19 protein-coding genes are annotated in these 22,860 nt (G+C 46.2%); 5 read left to right on the top strand and 14 right to left on the bottom strand.

All coding sequences use genetic code 11. The annotated features are described in order from the left end of the window. Positions 1-44 precede the first annotated feature (44 nt). Genes malQ through glgC form a run of 3 tightly spaced genes read right to left on the bottom strand, consistent with a single transcriptional unit; the run spans position 45 to position 4,584 of the window. The gene (gene malQ, locus NNX04_RS03615) at positions 45-1,559 is read right to left on the bottom strand and encodes a 4-alpha-glucanotransferase (protein ID WP_261947536.1); all 1,515 of its coding nucleotides are present in this window, start codon (positions 1,557-1,559) and stop codon (positions 45-47) included. A gap of 39 nt (positions 1,560-1,598) precedes the next feature. Further along, positions 1,599-3,326 carry a glycoside hydrolase family 57 protein gene (locus NNX04_RS03610; protein ID WP_261947535.1) on the bottom strand — a complete coding sequence of 576 codons (1,728 nt, stop codon included), beginning with the start codon at positions 3,324-3,326 and terminating at the stop codon, positions 1,599-1,601. Then, positions 3,319-4,584, bottom strand: coding sequence for a glucose-1-phosphate adenylyltransferase (gene glgC, locus NNX04_RS03605; protein ID WP_151057755.1), 1,266 nt, complete (start codon positions 4,582-4,584; stop codon positions 3,319-3,321). The genes NNX04_RS03610 and glgC overlap by 8 nt, the downstream gene beginning before the upstream one ends. A 377-nt stretch (positions 4,585-4,961) precedes the next feature. Here glgC and glgB point away from each other — a divergent pair, with 377 nt between their 5' ends. Both glgB and glgA read left to right on the top strand, forming a co-directional pair. After that, on the top strand, positions 4,962-7,169 hold the full coding sequence (gene glgB, locus NNX04_RS03600; protein WP_261947534.1) for a 1,4-alpha-glucan branching protein GlgB: 2,208 nt from the start codon (positions 4,962-4,964) through the stop codon (positions 7,167-7,169). 21 nt (positions 7,170-7,190) lie between these two features. After that, the gene (gene glgA, locus NNX04_RS03595; protein ID WP_261947533.1) at positions 7,191-8,633 is read left to right on the top strand and encodes a glycogen synthase GlgA; all 1,443 of its coding nucleotides are present in this window, start codon (positions 7,191-7,193) and stop codon (positions 8,631-8,633) included. Positions 8,634-8,675: 42 nt separating this feature from the next. Here glgA and ypfJ read toward each other — a convergent pair whose 3' ends face one another. Beyond that, positions 8,676-9,569, bottom strand: coding sequence for a KPN_02809 family neutral zinc metallopeptidase (ypfJ, locus tag NNX04_RS03590; RefSeq protein WP_261947532.1), 894 nt, complete (start codon positions 9,567-9,569; stop codon positions 8,676-8,678). 205 nt (positions 9,570-9,774) lie between these two features. Between ypfJ and pgm the strand changes: the two genes are divergently transcribed. After that, a complete protein-coding gene (gene pgm, locus NNX04_RS03585; RefSeq protein ID WP_261947531.1) occupies positions 9,775-11,415 on the top strand; it encodes a phosphoglucomutase (alpha-D-glucose-1,6-bisphosphate-dependent) in 1,641 nt (546 codons plus the stop codon). Positions 11,416-11,473: 58 nt separating this feature from the next. Here pgm and NNX04_RS03580 read toward each other — a convergent pair whose 3' ends face one another. The 7 genes from NNX04_RS03580 to NNX04_RS03545 form a co-directional block, all read right to left on the bottom strand. Continuing rightward, positions 11,474-12,328, bottom strand: coding sequence for a pirin family protein (locus NNX04_RS03580; protein ID WP_007641279.1), 855 nt, complete (start codon positions 12,326-12,328; stop codon positions 11,474-11,476). 9 nt (positions 12,329-12,337) lie between these two features. Further along, positions 12,338-12,733, bottom strand: coding sequence for an OsmC family protein (locus NNX04_RS03575; RefSeq protein ID WP_261947530.1), 396 nt, complete (start codon positions 12,731-12,733; stop codon positions 12,338-12,340). A gap of 33 nt (positions 12,734-12,766) precedes the next feature. Continuing rightward, the gene (locus tag NNX04_RS03570; protein WP_007641281.1) at positions 12,767-13,246 is read right to left on the bottom strand and encodes a pilin; all 480 of its coding nucleotides are present in this window, start codon (positions 13,244-13,246) and stop codon (positions 12,767-12,769) included. Between the two features lie 28 nt (positions 13,247-13,274). After that, positions 13,275-13,529, bottom strand: a complete 255-nt coding sequence (locus NNX04_RS03560; protein ID WP_007641282.1) for a GNAT family N-acetyltransferase — start codon at positions 13,527-13,529, stop codon at positions 13,275-13,277. 105 nt (positions 13,530-13,634) lie between these two features. Further along, positions 13,635-15,038, bottom strand: coding sequence for a 30S ribosomal protein S12 methylthiotransferase RimO (rimO, locus tag NNX04_RS03555; protein WP_151057763.1), 1,404 nt, complete (start codon positions 15,036-15,038; stop codon positions 13,635-13,637). 121 nt (positions 15,039-15,159) lie between these two features. After that, a complete protein-coding gene (locus NNX04_RS03550; RefSeq protein WP_151057765.1) occupies positions 15,160-15,933 on the bottom strand; it encodes a hypothetical protein in 774 nt (257 codons plus the stop codon). A 152-nt stretch (positions 15,934-16,085) separates the two neighbouring features. Further along, positions 16,086-17,258: a MalY/PatB family protein gene (locus tag NNX04_RS03545; RefSeq protein WP_261947529.1), complete on the bottom strand. Its 1,173-nt coding sequence runs from the start codon at positions 17,256-17,258 to the stop codon at positions 16,086-16,088. 70 nt (positions 17,259-17,328) lie between these two features. Here NNX04_RS03545 and NNX04_RS03540 point away from each other — a divergent pair, with 70 nt between their 5' ends. Next, a complete protein-coding gene (locus tag NNX04_RS03540) occupies positions 17,329-18,243 on the top strand; it encodes a hypothetical protein (RefSeq protein ID WP_261947528.1) in 915 nt (304 codons plus the stop codon). 42 nt (positions 18,244-18,285) lie between these two features. Here NNX04_RS03540 and NNX04_RS03535 read toward each other — a convergent pair whose 3' ends face one another. The 3 genes from NNX04_RS03535 to NNX04_RS03525 form a co-directional block, all read right to left on the bottom strand. Then, complete coding sequence (locus tag NNX04_RS03535; RefSeq protein ID WP_007641288.1) at positions 18,286-18,852, bottom strand: dihydrofolate reductase family protein; 567 nt, start codon at positions 18,850-18,852, stop codon at positions 18,286-18,288. 59 nt (positions 18,853-18,911) lie between these two features. After that, a complete protein-coding gene (gene ovoA, locus NNX04_RS03530) occupies positions 18,912-21,098 on the bottom strand; it encodes a 5-histidylcysteine sulfoxide synthase (RefSeq protein WP_261947527.1) in 2,187 nt (728 codons plus the stop codon). Positions 21,099-21,227: 129 nt separating this feature from the next. Beyond that, the gene (locus NNX04_RS03525) at positions 21,228-22,079 is read right to left on the bottom strand and encodes an ATP-binding protein (protein WP_261947526.1); all 852 of its coding nucleotides are present in this window, start codon (positions 22,077-22,079) and stop codon (positions 21,228-21,230) included. Between the two features lie 100 nt (positions 22,080-22,179). On the opposite strand from NNX04_RS03525, the gene NNX04_RS03520 reads away from it, so the two are divergent. Further along, positions 22,180-22,851 carry a response regulator gene (locus tag NNX04_RS03520; RefSeq protein WP_151057774.1) on the top strand — a complete coding sequence of 224 codons (672 nt, stop codon included), beginning with the start codon at positions 22,180-22,182 and terminating at the stop codon, positions 22,849-22,851. The last annotated feature ends 9 nt before the right edge of the window (positions 22,852-22,860 follow it).

Raw genomic sequence — 22,860 nt, 5'->3', positions numbered from 1 at the left:
GGTTGAGTGATAATGTGCCATCACCAATTTTGGCTATTCATTCTTTAGCCAAGACGATGATAGATTGTTAACAGCTGCCGGACACGCCCAGCCAATGTTGGATCAACCTGATCCCACAAAAACGTCCACACCCAATTTTTATCCGTTGTACCGGGCATATTCATCCTGTGCCCTCCATCCAGTTCCAAAAGGTCTTGCATCGGAATAATCGCCATACTTCCGACAGATGCCAGCGCCGCCTCAACTAACAGCCAAGGCATTGGCTCCAATGAATTAAAAAAGTACTGTTTTAATTGTTGGCGATTTTGATCAGTCAATGTTTCATACCAACCCAGCGTTGTGTCGTTGTCGTGGGTTCCGGTATAGATAACCTCATCACGACTGTGGTTGTGTGGTAAGTGCGGGTTATTGGTGTTGCCATCAAAGCCGAACTGCAATACCAACATACCCGGTAGATTGAATTGCCTACGCAGTGTTTCAACCTCGTCAGTTATCACACCAAGGTTTTCAGCAACCAATGGCAATTCAGGGTACGCGTTAAAACAAGCCTGTAAAAATTCTTCGCCTGGTGCTTTTACCCATCTGCCAGAGCGAGCATCTTCACCATCAGCAGGGATTTCCCAAAAAGCCTCAAACCCACGGAAATGATCAATCCGAATCAAATCAAATAAATATAGTTGAGTTTTCAATCGCGCGAGCCACCATTGAAAACCATCTTCACGCATTTTTTCCCAGTTGTAATGAGGGTTTCCCCAATGCTGTCCCGTCTCGGAAAAATAATCTGGTGGTACGCCAGCAACGGTTAACGGATGTCCCTTGTTGTCTAGATTAAAATAATGCTGTTGGGCCCAAACATCGGCGCTGTCGTGACCAACATAAATAGGCATGTCGCCAAATAAATAAATACCCTTTTCATTCGCATATTTTTTCAGCGCGTGCCATTGACTAAAAAATGAAAATTGCTCAAATAATATTTGATCAATTTCTTTCTTTAATTGCTGGCGAACCTTGCTCAATGCTATTGGGTCGCGCGTACGAATTGCTTCTGGCCAATCCACCCAGGATGCATTTTTTGTACTGGTGCGCAACGCACTAAACAGTGCAAAATCATCCAGCCAATAGTTTTGCTCAGCGCAAAAATTTAAAAAAGATTGGTTTAACGCTGCCGCGGACTCACTTGAGCATTGTTCATAAAATTGCACTGCCGCAGCTATGCGTAACTCCTGTGCTGTCTGGTGATTGTGAGGGCTCACCTGCCCCCCATTAATCCAATTGTTCTCCACCAACCAATCCAAACTGATTAAATCCGGATTACCTGCATGTGCAGAAATAGATTGATACGGCGACATATCTGCTTGTGTTGGCCCTGTTGGCAACATTTGCCAAATCGAGAAGCCTGCATCCGCCATAAAATCTACAAACGCATAGGCATCTTTGCCCAGAGTGCCAAATACTTTTTTTGTATCATCACACCGATAAGATTCAGTACATGGTAGTGACGTAGGATGTAACAAAACACCAGCTGTACGACGTTGGAACAATGGTGATTTGTTAACCATCAGTAAGTGCCCTTCCCTTTAATACAATATTTTTGAGTGTTAATTGGCTTGACCTTGTCGCATCACGCCACCTGTTGCAGGATCACCACCGCCCACGCTGATTACTTGATGTAAATAAGCTGGCGCCGGTTGATCGATCAGCGCGTACAGATTAATCAGGTGACGACGGAATAGGTATTCAAAATCACTCACACTTTGTGCAGGGTTATAATCGCCGAACCACCAGAACCAATCTGACCCTTCACACAGCGCTAATTGCTTTTCAATTTGTGCTAATTGTGCCGCCGTAAAACTTCGTTTGCTAAGCGCAGCATCGACTTGTTGTTTTGCATCGCACAACATATCCCAACCGCGATTTTTATCTTTGTCACCAATCCAGGTGGAAAAAGTACCATACACCCAGCTACCCGCCACTAAGTGTGGCATAACAACCGGTATTGGTTTTTGTTGATCTAATAAATTGCTATAGGTAGTTAATTCCAATTGTGGATGGTTACTTAACCGTTCATAAAGCGTGTGCAAAAAATGATAGGCATTTTCAGGGAAATATTCCCACGCATTTTCGCCATCCATAATGACCGAAATTACGGTGTTTTTAGTGTCTTTACCATGTTGTGCAATATTTACCATATGGCTAATCAAATCACCTACGGCATCGTCTGAATGCCATGTTGCATATTTAAATCCAATCAAGTCAGACAGCCCGTCATCGCGAAAAAACGTATTGATACGTGTGTTGTGAAAGTTGTAAGCGCGATGTAAGGATTGATGTGTGGCATGCAGGTGACTGGCAGCAGCATGATTTTCAGGGGCACGTAAACTATTGTGTAAAACTGAATCGCCGGTCGCGGCCCAATCAAATTTTTCTGCATCGAGTAGCTGCAGTGTTTCATCGCTCAGCGCGCCTTCAGATGCCCAACAGCCGCGGGGCCTTACCCCAAAATAATGCTCAAAAACCTTGAGCCCTTCATGCAAATGCCAACGTGCTCGATTGCGGCCATCGGGATAAAAGTCGGCATTCGGCAAAGGGACATTGGGCATTGCTTGCTTCGCGCTATTGAGGTCAAGCAACAAGGGGACAATAGGATGTGCATAAGGGCTCATGCACAGTTCAATCTGCCCTGCTTCCGCTAATTTTCGGTAACGCGGGCCAATAGATGCGACCAATTCCCCGATGATTGTTAGTAGCTCTCGCCTATCTGCCATTGAATAATTGCGTTCTTTTTCTTGCAGTTTCTGAATGCGAGAATCGGTACGGCGTGGAATTTCTGCGAGCCAACTGATGTGATACCAAACGCATAAATCAATAATAAATTGCTCATTGAGGTAGCGACTAATAAATGGCTTCTCATCAAAGGTTCCAACAACATCGGCAAGTTCTTTATAAACAGGAAAGCGCTCAATCATTCGCTCGCGATTTGCGCGCAAATATTTTCGTGCGAGATCGGAAAACGCCATAGTGCCTGGCGCTGGTAAGTTAGGTTCTACCAATGAGGCAAGAACGGCATCTTTTATTTTTTCTCCGCGCGACAAATGCGCAGTAATTTGCTGCGCATAGTCGTCGAGTTGTTCAAGCAAGATGGGGGCAAAGTTAACCACTGCTTTTGCAGCAGGCTGCGCCTCAATATGCGCAGCCATGTCTACATAATCTTTAATGGCGTGAAGGTATGTCCATGGAAAATAATATTCTCCTGTCACTATGTCGCGATAATCCGGTTGGTGCATGTGCCAGAGAAAAACAACCTTCGTTTTGCCATGATTAACCATTGACTTCATCCTGTCCTAACATGTCGGGAGTAACCAAGACGACACCTTTGGGCGATACGTGGAAGCGCTTTCTATCTTCTTCCAGGTCGTATCCAATAATAGTGCCATCCGGAATTTTGCAGCGGCGGTCGATTAATGCTTTGCGAATTTTGCAGTTTCGACCTACGTCTACACTTGGGAATAAAACGGAATCCTCAATTTCGCAATAAGAATGTACACGAACACGCGGGAACAACAGTGAATGCTTTACGGCAGAGCCTGAGATAATACAGCCGCCTGCAATTAATGAATCCACTGCATAACCGCGGCGCCCTTCGTCGTTGAAAACAAATTTTGCGGGAGCCACTTGTTCTTGATAAGTCCAGATTGGCCATTCGGCGTCGTACAAATCCAGCTCGGGCGATATGCCGGTTAATTCCAAATTTGCTTCCCACAATGAATCAACGGTACCTACGTCACGCCAATAAGCATCGCCACCGGACACCGGGTCGCGGAATGGAAATGCGGTTACGCGGTGGGTTTTGATCATGGAGGGAATAATATCTTTACCAAAATCATGTGATGAGTTTGGGTCATCACGGTCTTTCAACAGTTCGCGAAATAACACTTTGGTACTAAAAACATAAATACCCATGGATGCCAATGCTTTGTCTGGTTTGCCATGAATAGGTTCTGGATTTTTCGGCTTTTCAGTAAATTTCACAATTCGAAAATCCTTATCGACATCCATCACTCCAAATGCATGGGCAATTTCTAATGGAACTTCGATACAACCTACGGTGATATCGGCGCCACGTTCAACGTGGGCGGCAATCATGGTGCCATAGTCCATTTTATAAACGTGATCGCCGGCAAGAATGAGTACATATTCGGGGTTATGGCGGCGAATAATATCGATGTTCTGTACCACTGCATCAGCAGTACCCACGTACCAGGATTCACTCAAACGCTGCTGTGCAGGTAAGAGTTCTACGAATTCACCCAGCTCACCACCAAGAAAGCCCCAGCCGCGCTGCACATGTCGATCCAGAGAGTGCGACTTATATTGAGTGAGAACGCTAATACGACGAATACCCGAGTTGACACAGTTAGACAGAGGGAAGTCGATAATGCGAAATTTTCCGCCAAAATGAACCGCTGGTTTTGCTCGCCAGTCGGTAAGTTGATGTAATCGGGAGCCACGCCCGCCTGCAAGAATTATTGCCAGTGTTTCACGAGTAAGCCGACTTACAAAACGACCCGATGATTGTGTACTCATTAAATCTTCTTCCTTATGGCTATTGTGTTTGCAGATTATGAATTTTTTGTGACTGCGATGACTATAGCGAGAGCAATATCAGTGCCAATACATTGATCTGGCTCAAGGATTCAATTGTCACAAAAAACTTATGGTGCAATTAACAGTAAGCAAGTGCTTATTCTAAGTGCAGAGATAAGTGTAGCCTCAAGTTTGGCATTGAACCTGCAAATGCCAATTTTGGATGAAATTTTTTTTAAAAATTCGTGCAACAAAATAAGCAGATACTGGCTAAGCTAGCAGAGTAGACTCGGTTGATATTTTTTATGGCTATTAATGCCGTCTCGGGTTTCGCTCTGAAATGCTAAAGCCGCAACAATTAGACAGGAATTGATTGAATGATACATGCACAACAGGATAATAACTTGAGCCACGAGATGTTACGCATAGTGACTGCAACCCATCACGATCCATTTGAGGTACTTGGACGACACCCGCTGGGTGATAAAGCGACCGCCGATATGGATACACTGGTTCGTATTTATATTCCTGGTGCGCGTTCTGCGGCCTTGTTAATTGGTAATCAAGCAATTTCTATGGTGCGTGTTGAAGGCACGGATTTTTTCGTGTGGCGAGGCCTGTCCAAGGATTTGCCAATTCATTATCAAATTCATTGGTTTGATCGTCACAACCTGCCCCATACTGAATTCGACCCTTACTGTTTTGCCCCACAATTGGGCGATATTGATATGCACCTCTTTGCTGAGGGGCAACATTGGAACATCCACGAACATCTTGGTGCACACCCGCGCACGGTCGAGGGAGTTGACGGTGTGGTGTTTGCAACATGGGCTCCAAATGCTGAGCGCATTAGTGTGGTAGGTGATTTTAATGACTGGGATGGCCGCGCTCACCCCATGCGTGTGCGCGGTGGCAGTGGTTTGTGGGAATTGTTTATTCCCGGTGTTAAAGCTGGTGCTATTTATAAATTTGAGATTCGCAATCGCGCGTCAGGGGCAGTGTTTTTAAAGTCTGACCCTTATGGTCAGGCGTTTGAGTTGCGCCCCCAAACAGGCACTATTGTCAAATCCTCATCGGAATATAAATGGCAAGATACTCAGTGGATCAATAAGCGGGAACACTGGAATTGGCAGGCATCGCCTATGTCTGTTTATGAAATGCACTTGGGGTCATGGCGCCGCGGCTGGGTGGGCGAGTTTTTAAACTATCGGGAAATCGCTCATCAGTTGGTGGACTATATAAAGCCGCTAGGTTTTACCCATGTTGAAGTGCTGCCGGTTAGTGAGCATCCGTTTGACGACTCCTGGGGCTATCAAACAACGGGTTATTTTGCGCCAACCAGCCGCTTCGGTTCACCGGATGATTTCCGCTACTTTGTCGATTACCTGCACCAGCACGATATCGGCGTAATTCTCGATTGGGTACCAGCCCACTTCCCCAAAGATGCCCATGCCCTCGCCCGCTTTGATGGCTCCGCACTTTATGAGCATGAAGACCCGCGCTTGGGTGAGCATCGCGATTGGGGTACCCTCATTTATAACTATGGCCGCAATGAAGTGCGCAATTTCTTGCTTGCCAGCGCGCTGTTTTGGCTGAAGGAATATCATCTGGATGGTTTGCGTGTGGATGCTGTGGCGTCGATGCTCTATCTCGATTACTCGCGCGAACACGATCAATGGCTACCCAATAAATACGGTGGCAATGAAAACCTGGAAGCTATGGATTTTCTTAAGCAGTTAAATGAGGTGTGCCACGGCCAAGTGCCTGGCGCATTAGTCATTGCGGAGGAGTCAACCTCCTGGCCGCAAGTGACACGCCCTACGTGGGTGGGTGGATTGGGTTTTTCCATGAAATGGAATATGGGTTGGATGCACGATACGTTGGATTATTTCAGTAAAGATCCAATCCATCGCCAGTACCATCACAATCAATTAACTTTTGGGATGATTTACGCGTTTACTGAAAATTTCCAATTGCCTTTCTCGCACGATGAAGTAGTGCATGGCAAAGGCAGTATGCTCAATAAAATGCCGGGCGATGACTGGCAAAAGTTCGCTAACTTACGTTTGCTCTACACCTATATGTACACCTACCCCGGCACCAAATTATTGTTTATGGGGTGTGAATTTGGACAGTGGAGTGAATGGGCCGCCGGGCGCAGCCTGGACTGGCATTTAATGGACTTCGCGCCGCATCAGGGTTTGCATGGCTTGGTCAAAGACTTAAATCACTGCTACAGAAATATGCCGTCACTTTATGAGCGCAGTTTCCGGCATGATGGCTTTGAGTGGATTGATTGCCACGACAGCACGCAATCCATTATTAGTTACATTCGTAAAAGCGATGAGGGCTTTTGTATTGTTGTGTTGAATTTCACGCCTATCGCACGTGCAAACTACAGAATTGGCGTACCCGTTGCAGGCACCTATCACGAAGTGCTGAACTCGGACTCCAGTTTTTACGGCGGCAGCAATTACGGCAATAGTAGCCCTTTGGCTACACAAGAGGTGCCGTGGATGAACCATCAACAATCACTGGATATAAATTTGCCACCGCTCGGTGCATTAATTCTCAAGCTTTCTTAAATAGTTAAACAAGGACCACTCATGCAGAAAATTCTCTTTGCAACCAGTGAGGTTTATCCACTTATTAAAACTGGCGGCTTGGCTGATGTGGCGGCCAGCTTGCCGCGTGCATTGTTAAAACTGGGCCAAGACGTAAAAATTTTACTACCGGCTTACGCCAGTGTGATGCAAAAATTAACGAGCGGAGTGAAAGAAGTTGCGCAGCTTCAAATTGAAGGGCGCATAGTTTCGATAAAACAAACACGCCTGCCCGGTTCACGGGTCACTGTGCTGTTGGTTGATATTCCAGAGTTTTCCGTGCGCGACGGTAATCCATACTGTGGTCCCGATGGATCTGATTGGTTTGATAACCACAGTCGCTTTTATCTCTTTGCCAAAGCAGCGGAATTAATTGCGCTGGATGAGGCGCAATTGGATTGGCGACCGACCATAGTGCATTGCAACGATTGGCAAACCGGTTTGATTTCTGCCCTGCTCTCTTTGCACCCCGAACGCCCTGCCACCGTTTTTACTATCCATAATCTTGCCTATCGCGGTCTATTTTCTTATCAAGCGTTTGCAGAGTTAAACCTGCCACCCATTTTTTGGCACCACGAGCGCTTGGAGTTTTACGGGCAATTGTCATTTATGAAAGGTGGTTTGGCATTTGCGGATTACATCACTACTGTCAGCCCAAGTTATGCGGCAGAAATCCAGCGCCCGGAATTTGGTTGTGGCCTGGATGGGCTTATGCGCTATCGCAATGAAACTCTGGCTGGAATATTAAATGGCATTGACATGGATGAGTGGAATCCGGGTAACGATGCTCATATCACCGTCAATTACAACCGCCGCACCTTGGGCAACAAGGTAAAAAACAAGGTGGCGCTGCAGGCTGATCTTGGCCTGACTGTGGACGAAAAAATCCCCTTATTGGGATTTGTGGGCCGCTTGGTGGATCAAAAAGGTATAGACCTGATTCTGGCTCAAATGCCACAGCTGCTGGCCACTCCTTGTCAATTGGTCATATTGGGGAGTGGCTTTCCTCATTACGAAGCGGCATTACAAAAGATCGCTGCTGAAAACCCTGCATGGGTTTCCGTCACCCTGGGTTACAACGAAAGTTTTGCGCATCGCATTGAGGCCAGTAGCGACATGTTCCTGATGCCATCAATTTTTGAACCTTGCGGCTTAAATCAGCTTTACAGCTTGCGCTATGGCACCCTACCCATAGTGCATGCGGTAGGTGGGTTGCGCGATACTGTTTTTGAACAGCAAGGCGATGAACCTAGTGATCAAGCCAATGGATTTGTTTTTGAGCACCCCACTCCGGCGTTTTTATTTGCGGCCATCGAGCGTGCAATTGCTGCCTATAAAAATCCTTTGCTATGGAAACAGTTGCAGCTAAACGCCATGAGCAAAGACTTTTCGTGGGATGTTAGTGCGCAGAAGTATCTCGCTATTTACGACAAGCTGTTGCAATAGCTTGATGTCTGGCGCCAGGAGTTAACAAACTGCTACCGCCCGTTATTTGAAAGTATTACAGGCATCGACACTTCCTTGTTCGAAGCCTCGTTTGAACCACTCTACCCGTTGTTTTGAGCTGCCATGTGTAAAGCTCTCGGGGCGTACAACTCCCCCCGCTTGTTGCTGTAGTTTGTCATCACCAATGGCAGCCGCAGCAATAAGCGCTTCTTCAATGTCGCCATCTTCCAGCATTTGCCGCTCCGTATTTGCATAATGACCCCAAATACCCGCATAACAATCTGCTTGAAGCTCTTGTTTGACGGATAACTGATTAGCTTGCTCTTTTGAAGCTCGGTTTTGCGCCTGGCTAACTTTTGCAGAAATCCCGAGCAATGTTTGTACGTGATGGCCTACTTCGTGAGCGATCACGTAAGCTTGTGCAAAATCTCCGGGAGCGCCGAGCTTGGTTTTCATATCTTCATAAAAGGCTAAATCGATATAGAGCTTGTGGTCTCCGGGACAATAAAATGGCCCCATCGCCGACTGCGCATAACCGCAGGCTGAACTCACCGCATTGCGGAACAGCACCAACGTTGGCTCTTGATAGGTCAACCCCAGTCTTTTAAATTCCTGATGCCAGGTGGATTCGGTATCAGCGAGAATTACCGAAACAAAATCTGCCAGCTCTTGATCTTTTGCTGAAAGCTGTTGGTTGTTGGACTGGCCCATGGTATTGGGCGGCGTGGCGAGCTGCAGCAAATCATACCCCATAAACTTGGCACCAAAATAAACTACAACAGCTACCACCAATAACGTTCGTCCTGTTTTAGTGCCTAATAAAATCGGTAAAATTCTGCCCACTGCCGATAGACCACCCATCGCACCCATGGAAGATGAACTGGCGTTGCGTCTATCCTCTACATTGTTACTGCGACGACCTTGTTTCCAACGCATAAATATTTCTCAAGTAGTTAACTTCATGAGCTTTAATTGGCTGTAAGTTAATAGTTAAATGAATTCAAAGCGCGATACTATAGACACTGCAACCAATCAGCGTCAGATCACCTGCTACCGTTGATTACCGTCTAGTGTGGGCAGGTAATACCATAATGACAACAGTTTATTTCAAGCAGTAAATTCGTATAACTCAGGAGTTTTTATGTCTACAAGCCCCTTGGCTGGCCAACTCTTACCGGCAGATCTGTTGGTAGATCTTCCCAAATTAATTGATGCCTATTACACCAATACGCCTGATGTAGGTATCCCTGAACAGCGTGTCAGTTTTGGCACCTCCGGTCATCGTGGCTCCGCATTCAATACTAGCTTCAATGAAAACCATGTACTCGCGATTAGCCAGGCAATTTGCGATTACCGCAAACACGCCGGTATTACCGGCCCTCTCTATGTCGGAATCGATACCCACGCACTTTCTGAACCTGCACAAATCAGTGCAGTTGAAGTGCTGGCCGCCAATGGGGTTGAGATCATGCTCGCTCATGGTGGCGAATACACACCAACACCGGCGATTTCCCATGCTATTTTGACTTACAACCGTGGCCGTACCAGTGGGTTGGCCGATGGTATTGTTATTACCCCGTCACACAATCCACCGGACAACGGTGGCTTTAAATACAACCCGCCCAATGGTGGCCCTGCGGATAGCGATATCACTAATTGGATGCAGGCGCGCGCAAATGAGTTGCTGGAAAATAATCTGCGTGATGTTAAACGTATGGATTATCACCAGGCACTCAAAGCAGCCACTACGCACCACCACGATTATGTTCATCACTACGTGAAAGATTTGATTAACGTTATCGACATGGACGCCATTCGCAGTGCAAATGTGTACATGGGGGCAGATCCACTCGGTGGCGCAGGTGTTAATTATTGGAGTGCGATTGCCGACCACTACCAGCTGAATTTAAAAGTACTCAATACCAGTGTTGATAAAACCTTTTCATTTATGACTGCTGACTGGGATGGAAAAATCCGTATGGACCCATCCTCTGCCTACACCATGCAAGGTATGGTTGATCGCCGTAATTTATTTGATGTCGCATTCGCTTGTGATGCGGATCATGATCGCCACGGTATTGTTGCGCCCAGTTGCGGCCTGTTGCCACCCAACCACTATTTGGCGGTAGCGATTGAATATCTTTTTCAAAATCGCCCGCAATGGGGTGCAGATACTGCGATTGGCAAAACCGTCGTAAGTAGTGCAATGATTGACAAAGTGGCGAAAAAAATTGGTCGTCGTTTATACGAAGTACCTGTCGGCTTTAAATGGTTTGCACCGGGTTTATTTGATGGCTCACTTGGTTTTGGCGGTGAAGAAAGTGCTGGTGCATCTTTCCTTCGCATTGATGGTAGTGTGTGGACAACCGATAAGGACGGGATTATTCCATCGCTATTGTCGGCAGAAATTAAAGCCAAAACCGGGCGCGACCCTGGTGAATGCTACAAATTATTAGCCGATGAATTTGGCCATGCAGCAGAAGCCCGTGTAGAAGCTCCAGCGAATAGCGCACAGAAAAAAGCGTTGTCAAAATTATCCCCTGAGCAAATAACTTCAACTGAGTTGGCCGGTGATGCTATTGAAAGTATTTTGACACACGCCCCTGGCAACAACGCTGCATTTGGCGGCATTAAAGTGATGAGCAAAAATGGCTGGTTTGCCGCACGCCCATCGGGCACTGAGGAAATTTATAAAATTTACGCAGAAAGCTTTAAAGGCAAAGAACACTTGCAACAGCTGATTGCCGAAGCACAAGTAATTGTCGATAAGGCAATTACCTAAATAAACAGCAGTTGCTCGAATAAAAACGCCCGAGTAATCGGGCGTTTTTATTTATTTCTTATGGCTTGGGCAGTGGGATAAAATCACTCTCCCCTTCCACCATCGCAAAACCTTTGTTTTCCCAACGTTCAGCGGCAGCGCGTATTTTTTCGCGTGATGACGCAACAAAGTTCCATAAAATAAATCGCTCACCAGACAATGGCTCGCCGCCGAGCAAGAAGACACGCGCATCGTGAGTGGTTTCGATGACTGCATTTTCCTCCAATACCGCCAAGTGAAATTCAGGCACCTCTTCACCATTCACAGTAACATTGCCCCAAGCGACATAAATAGCCAATTCTTGCTGGGGGAAATCTGGCACGTAGCGTGTACCCGCTCCCAAGGCTAAATCCAGATAAGTTGTTACACTCGCCGTTTTTACCGGCGATTCAACACCAAACGCATTTCCAATAAGCACTTGAGCACTCATCGTGGGTAAGTTGACTGATGGAATAATATCTGCCGGATAATGCGCAAAAGAAGGGGCGCAATCTTCAGTGTTGGTGGGCAACGCCAACCAAATTTGAATTCCCTCAACCGGAATACTGCCCGCGCGTATATCTTCAGGCAAACGCTCGGAGTGAACAATTCCACTCCCCGCCGTCATTAAATTAATAGCGCCCGGTTCAATGCGCTGATGAAAACCAAGGCTGTCTTTATGCATCATGGCGCCGGAAAATAAATAAGTCACTGTCGCTAGGCCAATGTGTGGATGCTGGCGCACATCATCAGCGGTGGTGCCTACACTAAACTGGGCAGGTCCCATATGATCAACAAAAATAAACGGGCCAACACGTTGCTGCAAACGTGACGGCAATAAACGTTTGACAGTAAAGCCAATATCCTGAACGCGCGGTGGAATGATGAGTGTCATAACCTGCTCCTAAACGACCTGAGTGTTTATGCTAATGGTGGCGTGGGATAACAATTTGTGAATCGGACATTTTTCAACAATAGCTGAAAGTTGTTGGCGCTGCTCTTCAGTTAAGTTGCCAATAAATTCCAGTTGGAGTGATAAATTATATTCGCCGGTTTTTTCTTTACTGCTATCGCGCACAACCTCCGCATTAATCGACTCCAGCGGCATGCCGCGACGTTTGGCAAACATTGTCAAAGTGATTGCTGTGCAAGCGGCGAGAGATGAATCCAGTAAATCATGCGGGTCTGGTGCTGAGTCTTCGCCACCTACGTCTGTGCCAACGTCGGCAAAAAACTGATGGCTATTTACGCTGATACGTTGACGGTAAATTCCGGTTAAGTCTTTTTGTAATGTAATCATTTAAATTTACTCGATTTATTCAAATCTTAAGGGTCAAATTCGACAATTGATTGGCAGATCTTTTAATTCCACATCGGTGCGATTCTCTCCCACTGCGTGCATACCTGGAGGCACTGCGCCTTTACCACATAGCCAGGATATAGGGCTTTGTGGTGAGTCTTTTACAATAATGGGTTGCACACTAAGAATTTTATCTTTAATGGAAGGGTGCGCTTTGTTACCAAAATGGATGTGGAATGCGCCGTCTTTTAATTCAATCCAATCCACATAGTTGCCTAACAATTTTTCCGGTTCCGGAATACCGGCCTCTTTATTGTTCTTTAAAAATACCAGGGTGCTTTTGTGATAATAGACAACGAGTTTTTTGTAGTCCTCAATTAGTTCCATTGACTCCAAAACCTGACGGCGTGCAATGGTCGGGTCGGCTTTTGGGATAGCCATTAATGCCAATATTGCAATAATCGCCACAACTACCATCATTTCAATTAGAGTAAAGCCACGCGTTTTTTTCACACCGATTCCTTCTTTTACACAAGGGATATTAACGAATAAATTTTGCTACATACCAACAGCTGGCATGCAGTTCATAGCCTTGGGACTTTGCCCATGTGAGCCCTGCGCGCACCAATTTCTCTGCAAGCCCCTTGCCACGGAATTCAGGTGGTACATAAGTGCTGGTGAAATCGATAGCCGCTGTAGTGCCATTGGTGAATAACCTATAGGCCAATATGGCTTCACCGCCTTCATAATGAATTACAAATCGCTGTTGGTCTGTCAGGTGCTGCACATTTGTCATTAGCTGCTACTCCAAGGTAAGTGCCTAGTGTAGAACACACGGCATAAAAAAATCCCCCAGTGTGCGTACAGCTGGGGGATTTTCCGGCGACAGATTATGGGTTATTTAAACCTTGGTGCCCCACAAATCGTACTCATCCGAGTGCTCGATCAATACATTGATCAAATCACCGGCTTTTACGTTTTCTTCGCCGTTCAAATAAACACAGCCGTCGATTTCCGGTGCATCCGCAAAGCTGCGGCCAATGGCGCCCTCTTCATCAACTTCATCAATCAATACCTGCAATACCTGCCCTACTTTCTGTTTTAAACGCTCAGTAGAGATTTTTTGCTGCAATTGCATAAAGCGATCATAGCGCTCTTGTTTGATCTCATCCGGCACGTGATCTGGTAAGTCGTTGGCTTTGGCGCCTTCAACGGGCGAATACTGGAAACAACCAACACGATCCAATTGCGCTTCTTGCAGGAAGTCGAGCAATTGTTGGAAGTCGTCTTCTGTTTCACCGGGGAAGCCAACAATAAAGGTCGAGCGAATGGTCAGGTTCGGCACCTGTTCGCGCCAGCTCTTGATGCGCTCCAGGGTTTGTTCAACCTGGCCTGGGCGGCGCATTTTACGTAACAAGGTTGGGCTTGCGTGCTGGAACGGAATATCCAAATAAGGCAGTACCTTGCCCTGCGCCATCAGTGGGATCACGTTATCTACATGCAAATAGGGGTAAACATAATGCAGGCGAACCCACACGCCCAATTCGCCCAGTGCAGCGGCTAATTGGTACATATCGGTTTTGAGTGGTCGGCCATCCCAGAAATCCGTGCGGTGTTTGATATCTACGCCGTAGGCAGAGGTGTCTTGCGAAATCACCAATAGTTCTTTAACGCCGGCTTTAACCAAGCGTTCCGCCTCACCCATTACTTGGCCAATCGGACGGCTCACAAGTTTGCCGCGCATGTCGGGGATAATGCAAAAGCTGCAGGAGTGATTGCAGCCTTCGGAGATTTTTAAATAAGCATAGTGACGCGGAGTGAGCTTGATGCCCTGCGGCGGCACCAGATCAGTAAACGGGTTATGGCTTGGATTGGGTGGCAAGTGTTCATGCACTTGCGACAGCACCTCTTCATAGGCGTGTGCGCCGGTAATGCCCAGAACATTAGGGTGAACTTGAATGATTTCGTCCTTTTTAGCGCCCAAACAACCGGTCACCAGCACCTTGCCATTTTCCGCCAAGGCCTCACCAATTGCTCCCAGCGATTCCTGTACCGCGCTATCGATAAAACCGCAGGTGTTTACAATCACCATATCGGCATCGTTATAGGTGGGTACTATGTTGTAACCCTCGGTGCGTAACTGGGTAAGAATACGCTCTGAATCCACCAGGTTCTTAGGGCAGCCGAGCGACACAAAACCAATAGTATTGCCTTTGCTGCTACCAGTTTGTGCTTGGCTTGCCAACGTTTTGGCTGGAGTATCCAAGGTGGTGGTTTGTGAAGGGTCGAAGGTATTTACAGTCATAGTATCTCAAGGGATAGGTCGGTCAAAAAAGGCGGCTATTGTAGGGGGTTGCAGGCTAATTTGCATGCAGCAGGGTGATTCTTCTGCAAAATTTACATTGGCTGTAATGTGTTTGATGGATCTAGTTGATCTGGGGCTGAATTTCTACAAAACGGCTATATAAGCCATTGGTGTCATATGCGGCAATTTCGAAGGTCAATTTACCTTCAAGATGATTGAAATAATAAGTATTCACATAACCGCCCTCGACAACAACCGAGGTGTAATCAGCTTCATTATCTACCTTGTAACGCAGTTCATAACCCCCAATTTCATCCGTTGCCAGTTGCTCGCCATTTTCACGCGCGGATGGCACTGCCCATTTCAATAACACAGGCCCGTTTATGAGGTTGCCCAGTCCAACAGATGACGACGACTGTTGCGATGAAAACGAAATAGCTGACGATGCGCTGGAGGATTCAACCGGTGCAGATGTTATTTCACTGCTAAGACTAGAGCTGGATGTTGGAGTCAGCGAAATCGCAGAAGAAGATTGCTCCACCATCACTGAGGACACTGCAGTATTGTTAGTCGTTTTGTTGCTGTTCGTTGTATTCGTTGCACCGCCACCGCCACCGCATGCCGTCGTCAATATAGGTGCAACAAACGACATAACCAGAGTGGCTTTACGCAAGCGGCTTTGCCACCCTAAAGTCTGCTTCAATTGCCGCCGGTTGATATACCCCAGCTCTACCAGTATTTCCCCAAGTGGCCCTGGCGTGCAAGCTTTTCCAGTTTCACTCAATACTTGACGAGCTTGCTGAATCTCGATGGCTTCGCGGAGTTGTTGCCGTGTAATCACGCCGCGCTCAATCAACATGTCGCCTAATCGCGTCAGTTTGTTCTGATTGGACATATTGATAACCCTACCCTATTAAATGCAAAATTTGTCATGAATGATTCAGCAAATTAAGACCATTTTAATACCAATTAATTTAGGCAAACTAAAAAAATTTCATCAACAGACGCCTCCATCTCCATATCAAGTTCTGTTCTATACAGAGCCAGCTAGCTCTGATGAATTATATTCTCCTTAATACTAACTAGCGCTTCCATAATAACCGATCTGCGGCAACCAATATTCATTCGCATAAAGCCGCTTCCACCTTCTCCAAACACTGAACCAGGGTTCATGCCCAGCTTGCAACCCTTAACAAAAAAATCGCGCAGCGCACTGTCATTTAAACCCAAGGCGCGGCAGTCTAACCATAGCAGATAAGTCGCTTCTGGTTTTATTAACTTAATTTGTGGTAACTCGCGTGCGATAAAGTCAGCAGCAATATCGCGAGTTTGCTCCAAATAAATCATCAGCGCATCGAGCCATTCATCACCATTGCGATAGGCGGCCTCAAAAGCAACCATACTGAGCGGGTTGGAATTACCAACGTGCAAACGCTCAAAAACCTGTTTCATCGCATTTCGTTCTGCAAGGTTGGGAATAATCAAGGCTGACAAGCCCAAACCGGGAATATTGAAACTTTTATTGGGTGCAACTGTAGTGACAATTTTATCGCCCGGTTGTGACAGTCGGCCTAACATAGTGTGAGTTACACCCGAGTAAACTAAATCGCAGTGAATGTCATCAGAGAGAATAGTTAGATTGTAGCGACGGCTAATGTCCAAGAGGCGTAGCAATTCGTCCTCTCGCCATACACGGCCAACTGGATTATGAGGTGTGCAGAGCAGCAACAAGCTCGCGCCTTGTTTTGCGCAATCCTCCAAATGCTCAAAATCAATTTCATAACGGCCATTCACTTCGCGCAGCGGGTTGTTGAATAAGGTTCGATGATTGGTTGTTACTGCAGAAAAGAAGGGAAAATAGACCGGTGATTGCACTATCACGCCCTCACCTTCTTTAGTAAACGCCTGCACAGCAGCAAACAGCGAGGGTACAACCCCAGGGGCAAATACGATCCACTCGCGTTCAATTTTCCACTTGTGCCTGCGCACAAACCAATCGACAACAGCCTGATAAAGGCTTTCGGGGTAAAGCGTATAACCAAACACGGGGTGATTGATTCGTGTTTGCAATGCGCGTGTCACACATTCAGGGACTGCAAAATCCATATCGGCAACCCACAGCGGCAGCACATCACTGGTGCCAAAGTATTGCTGGCGGCCATCAAACTTCACGCAACTGGTCTGCTCTCTATTAATGTACTGGTCAAAGTCAACCGTCATAAAATTATCCTGATACACTTGAAAAATATTGAATAGACTACCCGACATTCACCACAGAACACGCTACAGAATGATACGAATTTTCCTGGCATTAGTCTTTGTTGTTGCGGCTATACCTTTGCACGCAGAGAACAGCCTGAATAATACCCTCGTCGTTCGCATTCCCTACATGGAGCGCGAAGCGGCTCACCGTGTCTACGCGGATGAATTATTGCGTTTAGCGCTTGAGTTATCAAAGGACAAATACGGGCCTTATCAAATTGTGCAACAGCGACAGGAAACCGTTATTCGCCGTCAGCTACTGGAAGTTGAGGCGGGCAAAAACCTCTCTCTCGCAGTATCCATGCCTACATCTGAGTGGCTGGAGAAAACCCAGATCGTTCAAGTGCCGATCATGAAAGGTCTTGCCAGTTATCGATTATTTCTTGCCAGCGATAAAAATCAGGCGATGCTTAAAAACATCAATACCTTAAAAGAATTGAAAGCATTAACTATCGGGCAAGGACAAGGTTGGTCTACAGCAAAAATTCTGGAAGACAACGGTTTCAACGTTATGCACGGTGGCCCCTACGCAACGCTAATTCCCATGTTAAAAGCAAATCGTTTTGAATTATTAATGCGCAGTATTTATGAAGTTGGGCCTGAACTGAAGGCCTACAAACGTACAATGCCGGACTTAACGATTGTCAATAATTTTGGTTTGTACACTTATCTGCCTATGTATTTTTTTGTTTCCAAAAACCAACCACTGTTGGCCGAGCGATTAACGTATGGCCTGCATAGGGCTCATAAAAATGGGCAACTGAATAAACTGTTTGAATCACATTTTACTGAAGCCCTCAAACGCCTGCGCAATAAACAACGAAAAACGTTCTTTTTAACTAACACCAATATCGATAAAAGTTTCTTTGAGCAAGATAAACCCTACTTGCTCAAAGAAATTGTCGAGCTGGAAAAACAAAGCAGGAAAACTAAAAGCAATTAGCGATCAATTTCAATCTTGCATCGATCTATTGAATTGTTGAGTCTATTCTACAGATGCTGTTCGATGAACATCGTAGCGTAATTCCAACATCCCCTCGCCCATTTGCTGTACGGACTTTAATTTCAATGTAGGGCTCAGCACGCGACGCGGAAATACAGGGCGCCCCTTCCCCAAAGTAACCGAACCGAGTTGGATAATAATTTCGTCCAACAACCCAGCCTCATAAAACTGCGTTGCAAGCTCACCGCCGCCAACTATCCAAATATTTTTGCCAGCGGCGGCAGCACGAATTTGTGCATATTGGGCTCGCACATTCCCCTTCACAAAATGAATATTTGCACCATTAACAGCGGGTAAATTGCGATGACTAAACACCCATGCTGGTTGCGTGTAAGGCCAGGGTGAACCCACTTCGGCGATCACTGCATCGGCATTGCGTAGCATCCATTCATATGTCCCAGAGCCCATCACAATAGCCCCGACTTGCTCGATAAATTGGGGATAGCTGGATTGATTGATATCGGCCAGCGGGAATAACCATTCAAGAGAATGGTCCTCAGTGGCAATAAAACCATCGAGACTTGACGATGTGTAGTATTGAATTTTCATTGTTTCTCCTGGCCTGATTTGCATCAGGCCAATGATAACAATATTTTATAAAAATATATTTAGCTAATCCGCTCCCAAAATGTAACCTCAGAAAGCGTATGCTGGAATTTACGTTTGGTTTCGCGAATTACAAACGGAACTTCTTGCGGACCTTTAATTAAACGGAAGTGTTTGCCCAGATGAGCTTGCAGCCCATCCAGTGTGGTGAAACTTTCGCCGTCCTTTTTGAAGCCTCCAATCCACTCTTCACGCGGTGTGTGTTCGGTTAACCAAGTGTAGGGCGAAGTTAGCATCAAAACGCCGCCCAGGTTTAAACGCTCGTGAATACTGGTGAGAAACTTCGCCGGGCTGTAAAGACGATCAATTAAATTGGCGGCGAGGATTAAATCATAGCCGGTGAATTGCGGTTTTAAATTACAAGCATCGCCCTGGAAAAATTCAACTTTGTGTTTGTATTCATTCAACCCCAAATCGTTTAATGAACGGGATTTGTAGGAAACCAGTTCACCTTCATCAGTTAAGGTGTAGCGCAAGGTTTCGCTGTTGGCTAGTTGGACACCCTGACCGATGAAACGGGCGGAAAAATCGATGCCGGTAACAAAATCAAATGCACGCGCTAATTCAAAAGTCGCGCGTCCAGAGGCACAACCCAAATCCAGTGCTTTATGTTTGGGTTTATCGCCAAGTGTTTTTATCGCGAGTTCAGCCAAGGCTTTAGAAAAATTGGGTACACCAAAATATTCATCACCGTAATGGAATTCGGCATATTCAGATAAAAGTTTATCGGTTTCGTAATGGGAACTAGGCAAGGGTTTTACATCTCCGGAAACAACATAGCGAAAGCCCGCATGTTGGAAAAAGTGACGGCGGAATGCGTAGCGCGATGAGCGCAGGGTTTCATTACCGCAGGAAATCCATGAGCCACCCTTAATCAGATTGTGACGCTCATCGAATGTGGGTGTGGTGAAGTCATCGTAAATACTATGCACTTCAAAACCTTCAAAAGGATAAATCGGTGTTTCAGTCCACTGCCAAACGTTGCCGATAACATCGTAAAAATCCCCCTGTGCAAATTTATTCACCGGACAAGATGATGCAAAATGATCTAAATGAAGGTTGGCATTCGCAGCGGATTCACCAATATTGTATAGGCCACTTACATCATACAATCGATACCATTCGTCCTCGGTGGGCAGGCGAACATTCATCCCGGTTTCAGATTTTTTCCAGTTACAAAATGCTTTTGCTTCGTGATAGTTCACTTCAGCGGGCCAGTCCCAACACATAGGCACTTCTTCGGTCATTAACCGCAAATACCAGCCATTGGTTTTTTTAACCCAAAAGGTAGGGTGCTGTGCTTTAGTAAAAGCCAGCCAGCCTTTCCCCTCCTCCTCCCAGTTGTGTAAATTTAAATAGCCACCCGCTTCAACAAACGCTAAAAATTCTTGATTACTCACCAAAAATTTAGCGGCTTTAAATCCGCTAATGTCAGATTCATGCAAGCCGTATTCATTGTCCCAACCGTAGTAAGGGTCTTGTTTGTCTTTGGCAAGACGAACTGTTCCCGCAGCAACTGAAATTAATTCATTTGTTGGTGCAGTCGCCGATTCCTGCGCTGCTTGCCAATTGGATGAGCTTTTTACATATTGCAGTTTGTGTTGGCGAATCAGTACGGATGATGTTTCCAAATGAATCCGCTCATGTTCAACCCCCATAATGATTGCCCACCAAGGGTTATTCCAATCAACCGGCATTTGCAGGGGGGCGGTTTCAATCAGGTTAACCATCAGCGTGCGCACTTTATCGCGATAGGCTTTTACTTCGGCGGGTGTAGGCCATTGGTAATGTGCTTCATTCAAATCATCCCAACTCATTTCGTCCACGCCTACGGCAAACATGGATTCAAAACGTTGGTTAATGCGTTCGCTGATCATGCGTGTCAGCAACAATTTATTTACAAAAAAAGTAGCAGTGTGGCCAAAATAAAAAATCAGCGGATGACGTAAAGTGATGGGCTTGATGTAATAAGCCTGATCATTAGTCAGGCATTCAAAGAGCGATTCATAGCAATCAAACGTAGTGAGAAAATAATCACGTAAAATTCGTCTAAAACTCGCTTCATCCCCCTCACGCAGATTAGGTGTGCGAGTGAGTAAAGGATTGGCCGCAAAGCTTGAAAGTACTCTCGCTTGAGCGGAGTCCATCGATGAGGCGGCTTGGCGCAGCGTGTTATGTCCTGAGTGCATTGGTATGCTCCTGATTCTTTCCTGTAAGTAAGGCGGCGATCCACACCTGTAGGTGTTGCCATAGATCGTTGATCATGGATGCAGAAAACACCAATTTGTTACGCTAATCGCCACCCTTAACAGGCACTATTACTGGCGACCAACATAATCCTTGGCGAACTGCCATGCCACGCGGCCACTGCGTGCACCGCGGGTTCTATGCCACAAGAGCGCAGCCTGCTCAGCTGCTCCCGTCCACTGACCGCCCAAATGAACGATCCAGTACTGGGCGGCAGCGAGGTAATCGTCCTGACTGAATGGGTAAAAGCTCAGCCACAGCCCAAATCGCTCAGACAGAGATACCTTTTCTTCAATGGCGTCACTTGGGCGCACTTCACCGCTTTCATCGCTAACATCCAGATTCTCGCGCATTTTTTGCGGGATAAGGTGACGGCGGTTACTGGTGGCATAGAACAGCATATTCGCAGTGGGTGCAGAAATAGATCCATCCAATACCGATTTCAATGCTTTATAGCTGATCTCGCCTTCTTCAAACGATAAATCATCGCAAAAGATAATGAACTTTTCAGGTCGTTCTCCCAGTAAATCAACGATTTCGCTTAGATGCAGGAGGTCTGTTTTATCTACTTCGATAATCTTTAACCCCTTGGGGGCAAACTCAGCCCAGACGGCTTTGATCAGCGTGGATTTACCCGTACCACGTGCACCGGTCAGCAGTACGTTATTGGCGTCGCGCCCGGCGACAAACTGGGCCGTATTACGCAGAATAGACTGTTTTTGGTGCTCAATATTCTTCAACGACTCCAACGCAACCTTATGCGGGTGTTTAACTGCCTGCAAATAACCCTCACCATTTAAACGTGTACGCCAACGAAATGCGCTGGCATTCCAGTCGGGTTCGGGGCGCTGAGCAGGCAATATTGCCTCTACTCGCTCAATTAGCTGCTCCAAACGGGATATGAATAAATCAAGATTTGACACGCTGGATTACCCTCTAAAATTGGATTAAGTTACTAGCCATGTGATAGCTCTGGGCTATATTGTAAAAGGTTTAATGGTAATTTCACGCAAAAGGTTTTCTATGTTTACCAAACAGGAATTGCAGGTTATTGGAAAAACATTGGCGCAAAAGCGCGATTGGATAACTAAAAACCTGAACAACACAGAAATCGAGAAAGCCAAGGCGCAGCTGATGCAAGACCTGCCCCTGATTGAATCCGCCTTACAAAAATTGAGCGATAAACTACACACTTTTGATGCCCCTGTTAACGAGCGTATCAATCACTACATATCGCCCAAGGCTGTATCCCCCATCCGCCAAGCGGCATTTGGTCGTCGTCAAGAATTGTTGTCAGGGCAAATTCGAGTGTTGGTTGTAGATGATGACCAATTGATATGCGAGCTGATTAACGCATTTTTACGCGCATCAGGTATTTATCAGGTTGATTTTGCCAACGATGGGTTGAAGGCGATTAGCGCTATGTATGACGCAAATCCCATTTACGATCTGGTACTTTGCGATTGGAATATGCCTACCAAATCCGGCATTGATGTACACAATGCGATGCGCGCCGCAGAGCGTTATTTAGGTACGGTTTTTATGTTGGTTACCGCCGTAACAGAAGCCAAACAGATTCGCGCTGCCATTGAGGACGGTGTTGATGACTATGTGGTTAAACCTCTGGAGCAAGATAAGCTAATTAAAAAAATTGCGCGTTTCTTTCCGCAAGTTAAATTAGAAGATGAGAGCTAATGCTCTCAT

Origin of the sequence: Cellvibrio sp. QJXJ (genome assembly GCF_024452345.1) — a bacterium.
Classification (GTDB): domain Bacteria; phylum Pseudomonadota; class Gammaproteobacteria; order Pseudomonadales; family Cellvibrionaceae; genus Cellvibrio.
The sequence above is the reverse complement of the archived record's forward strand: the minus strand, read 5'-3'. Positions and strand labels throughout refer to the sequence as shown.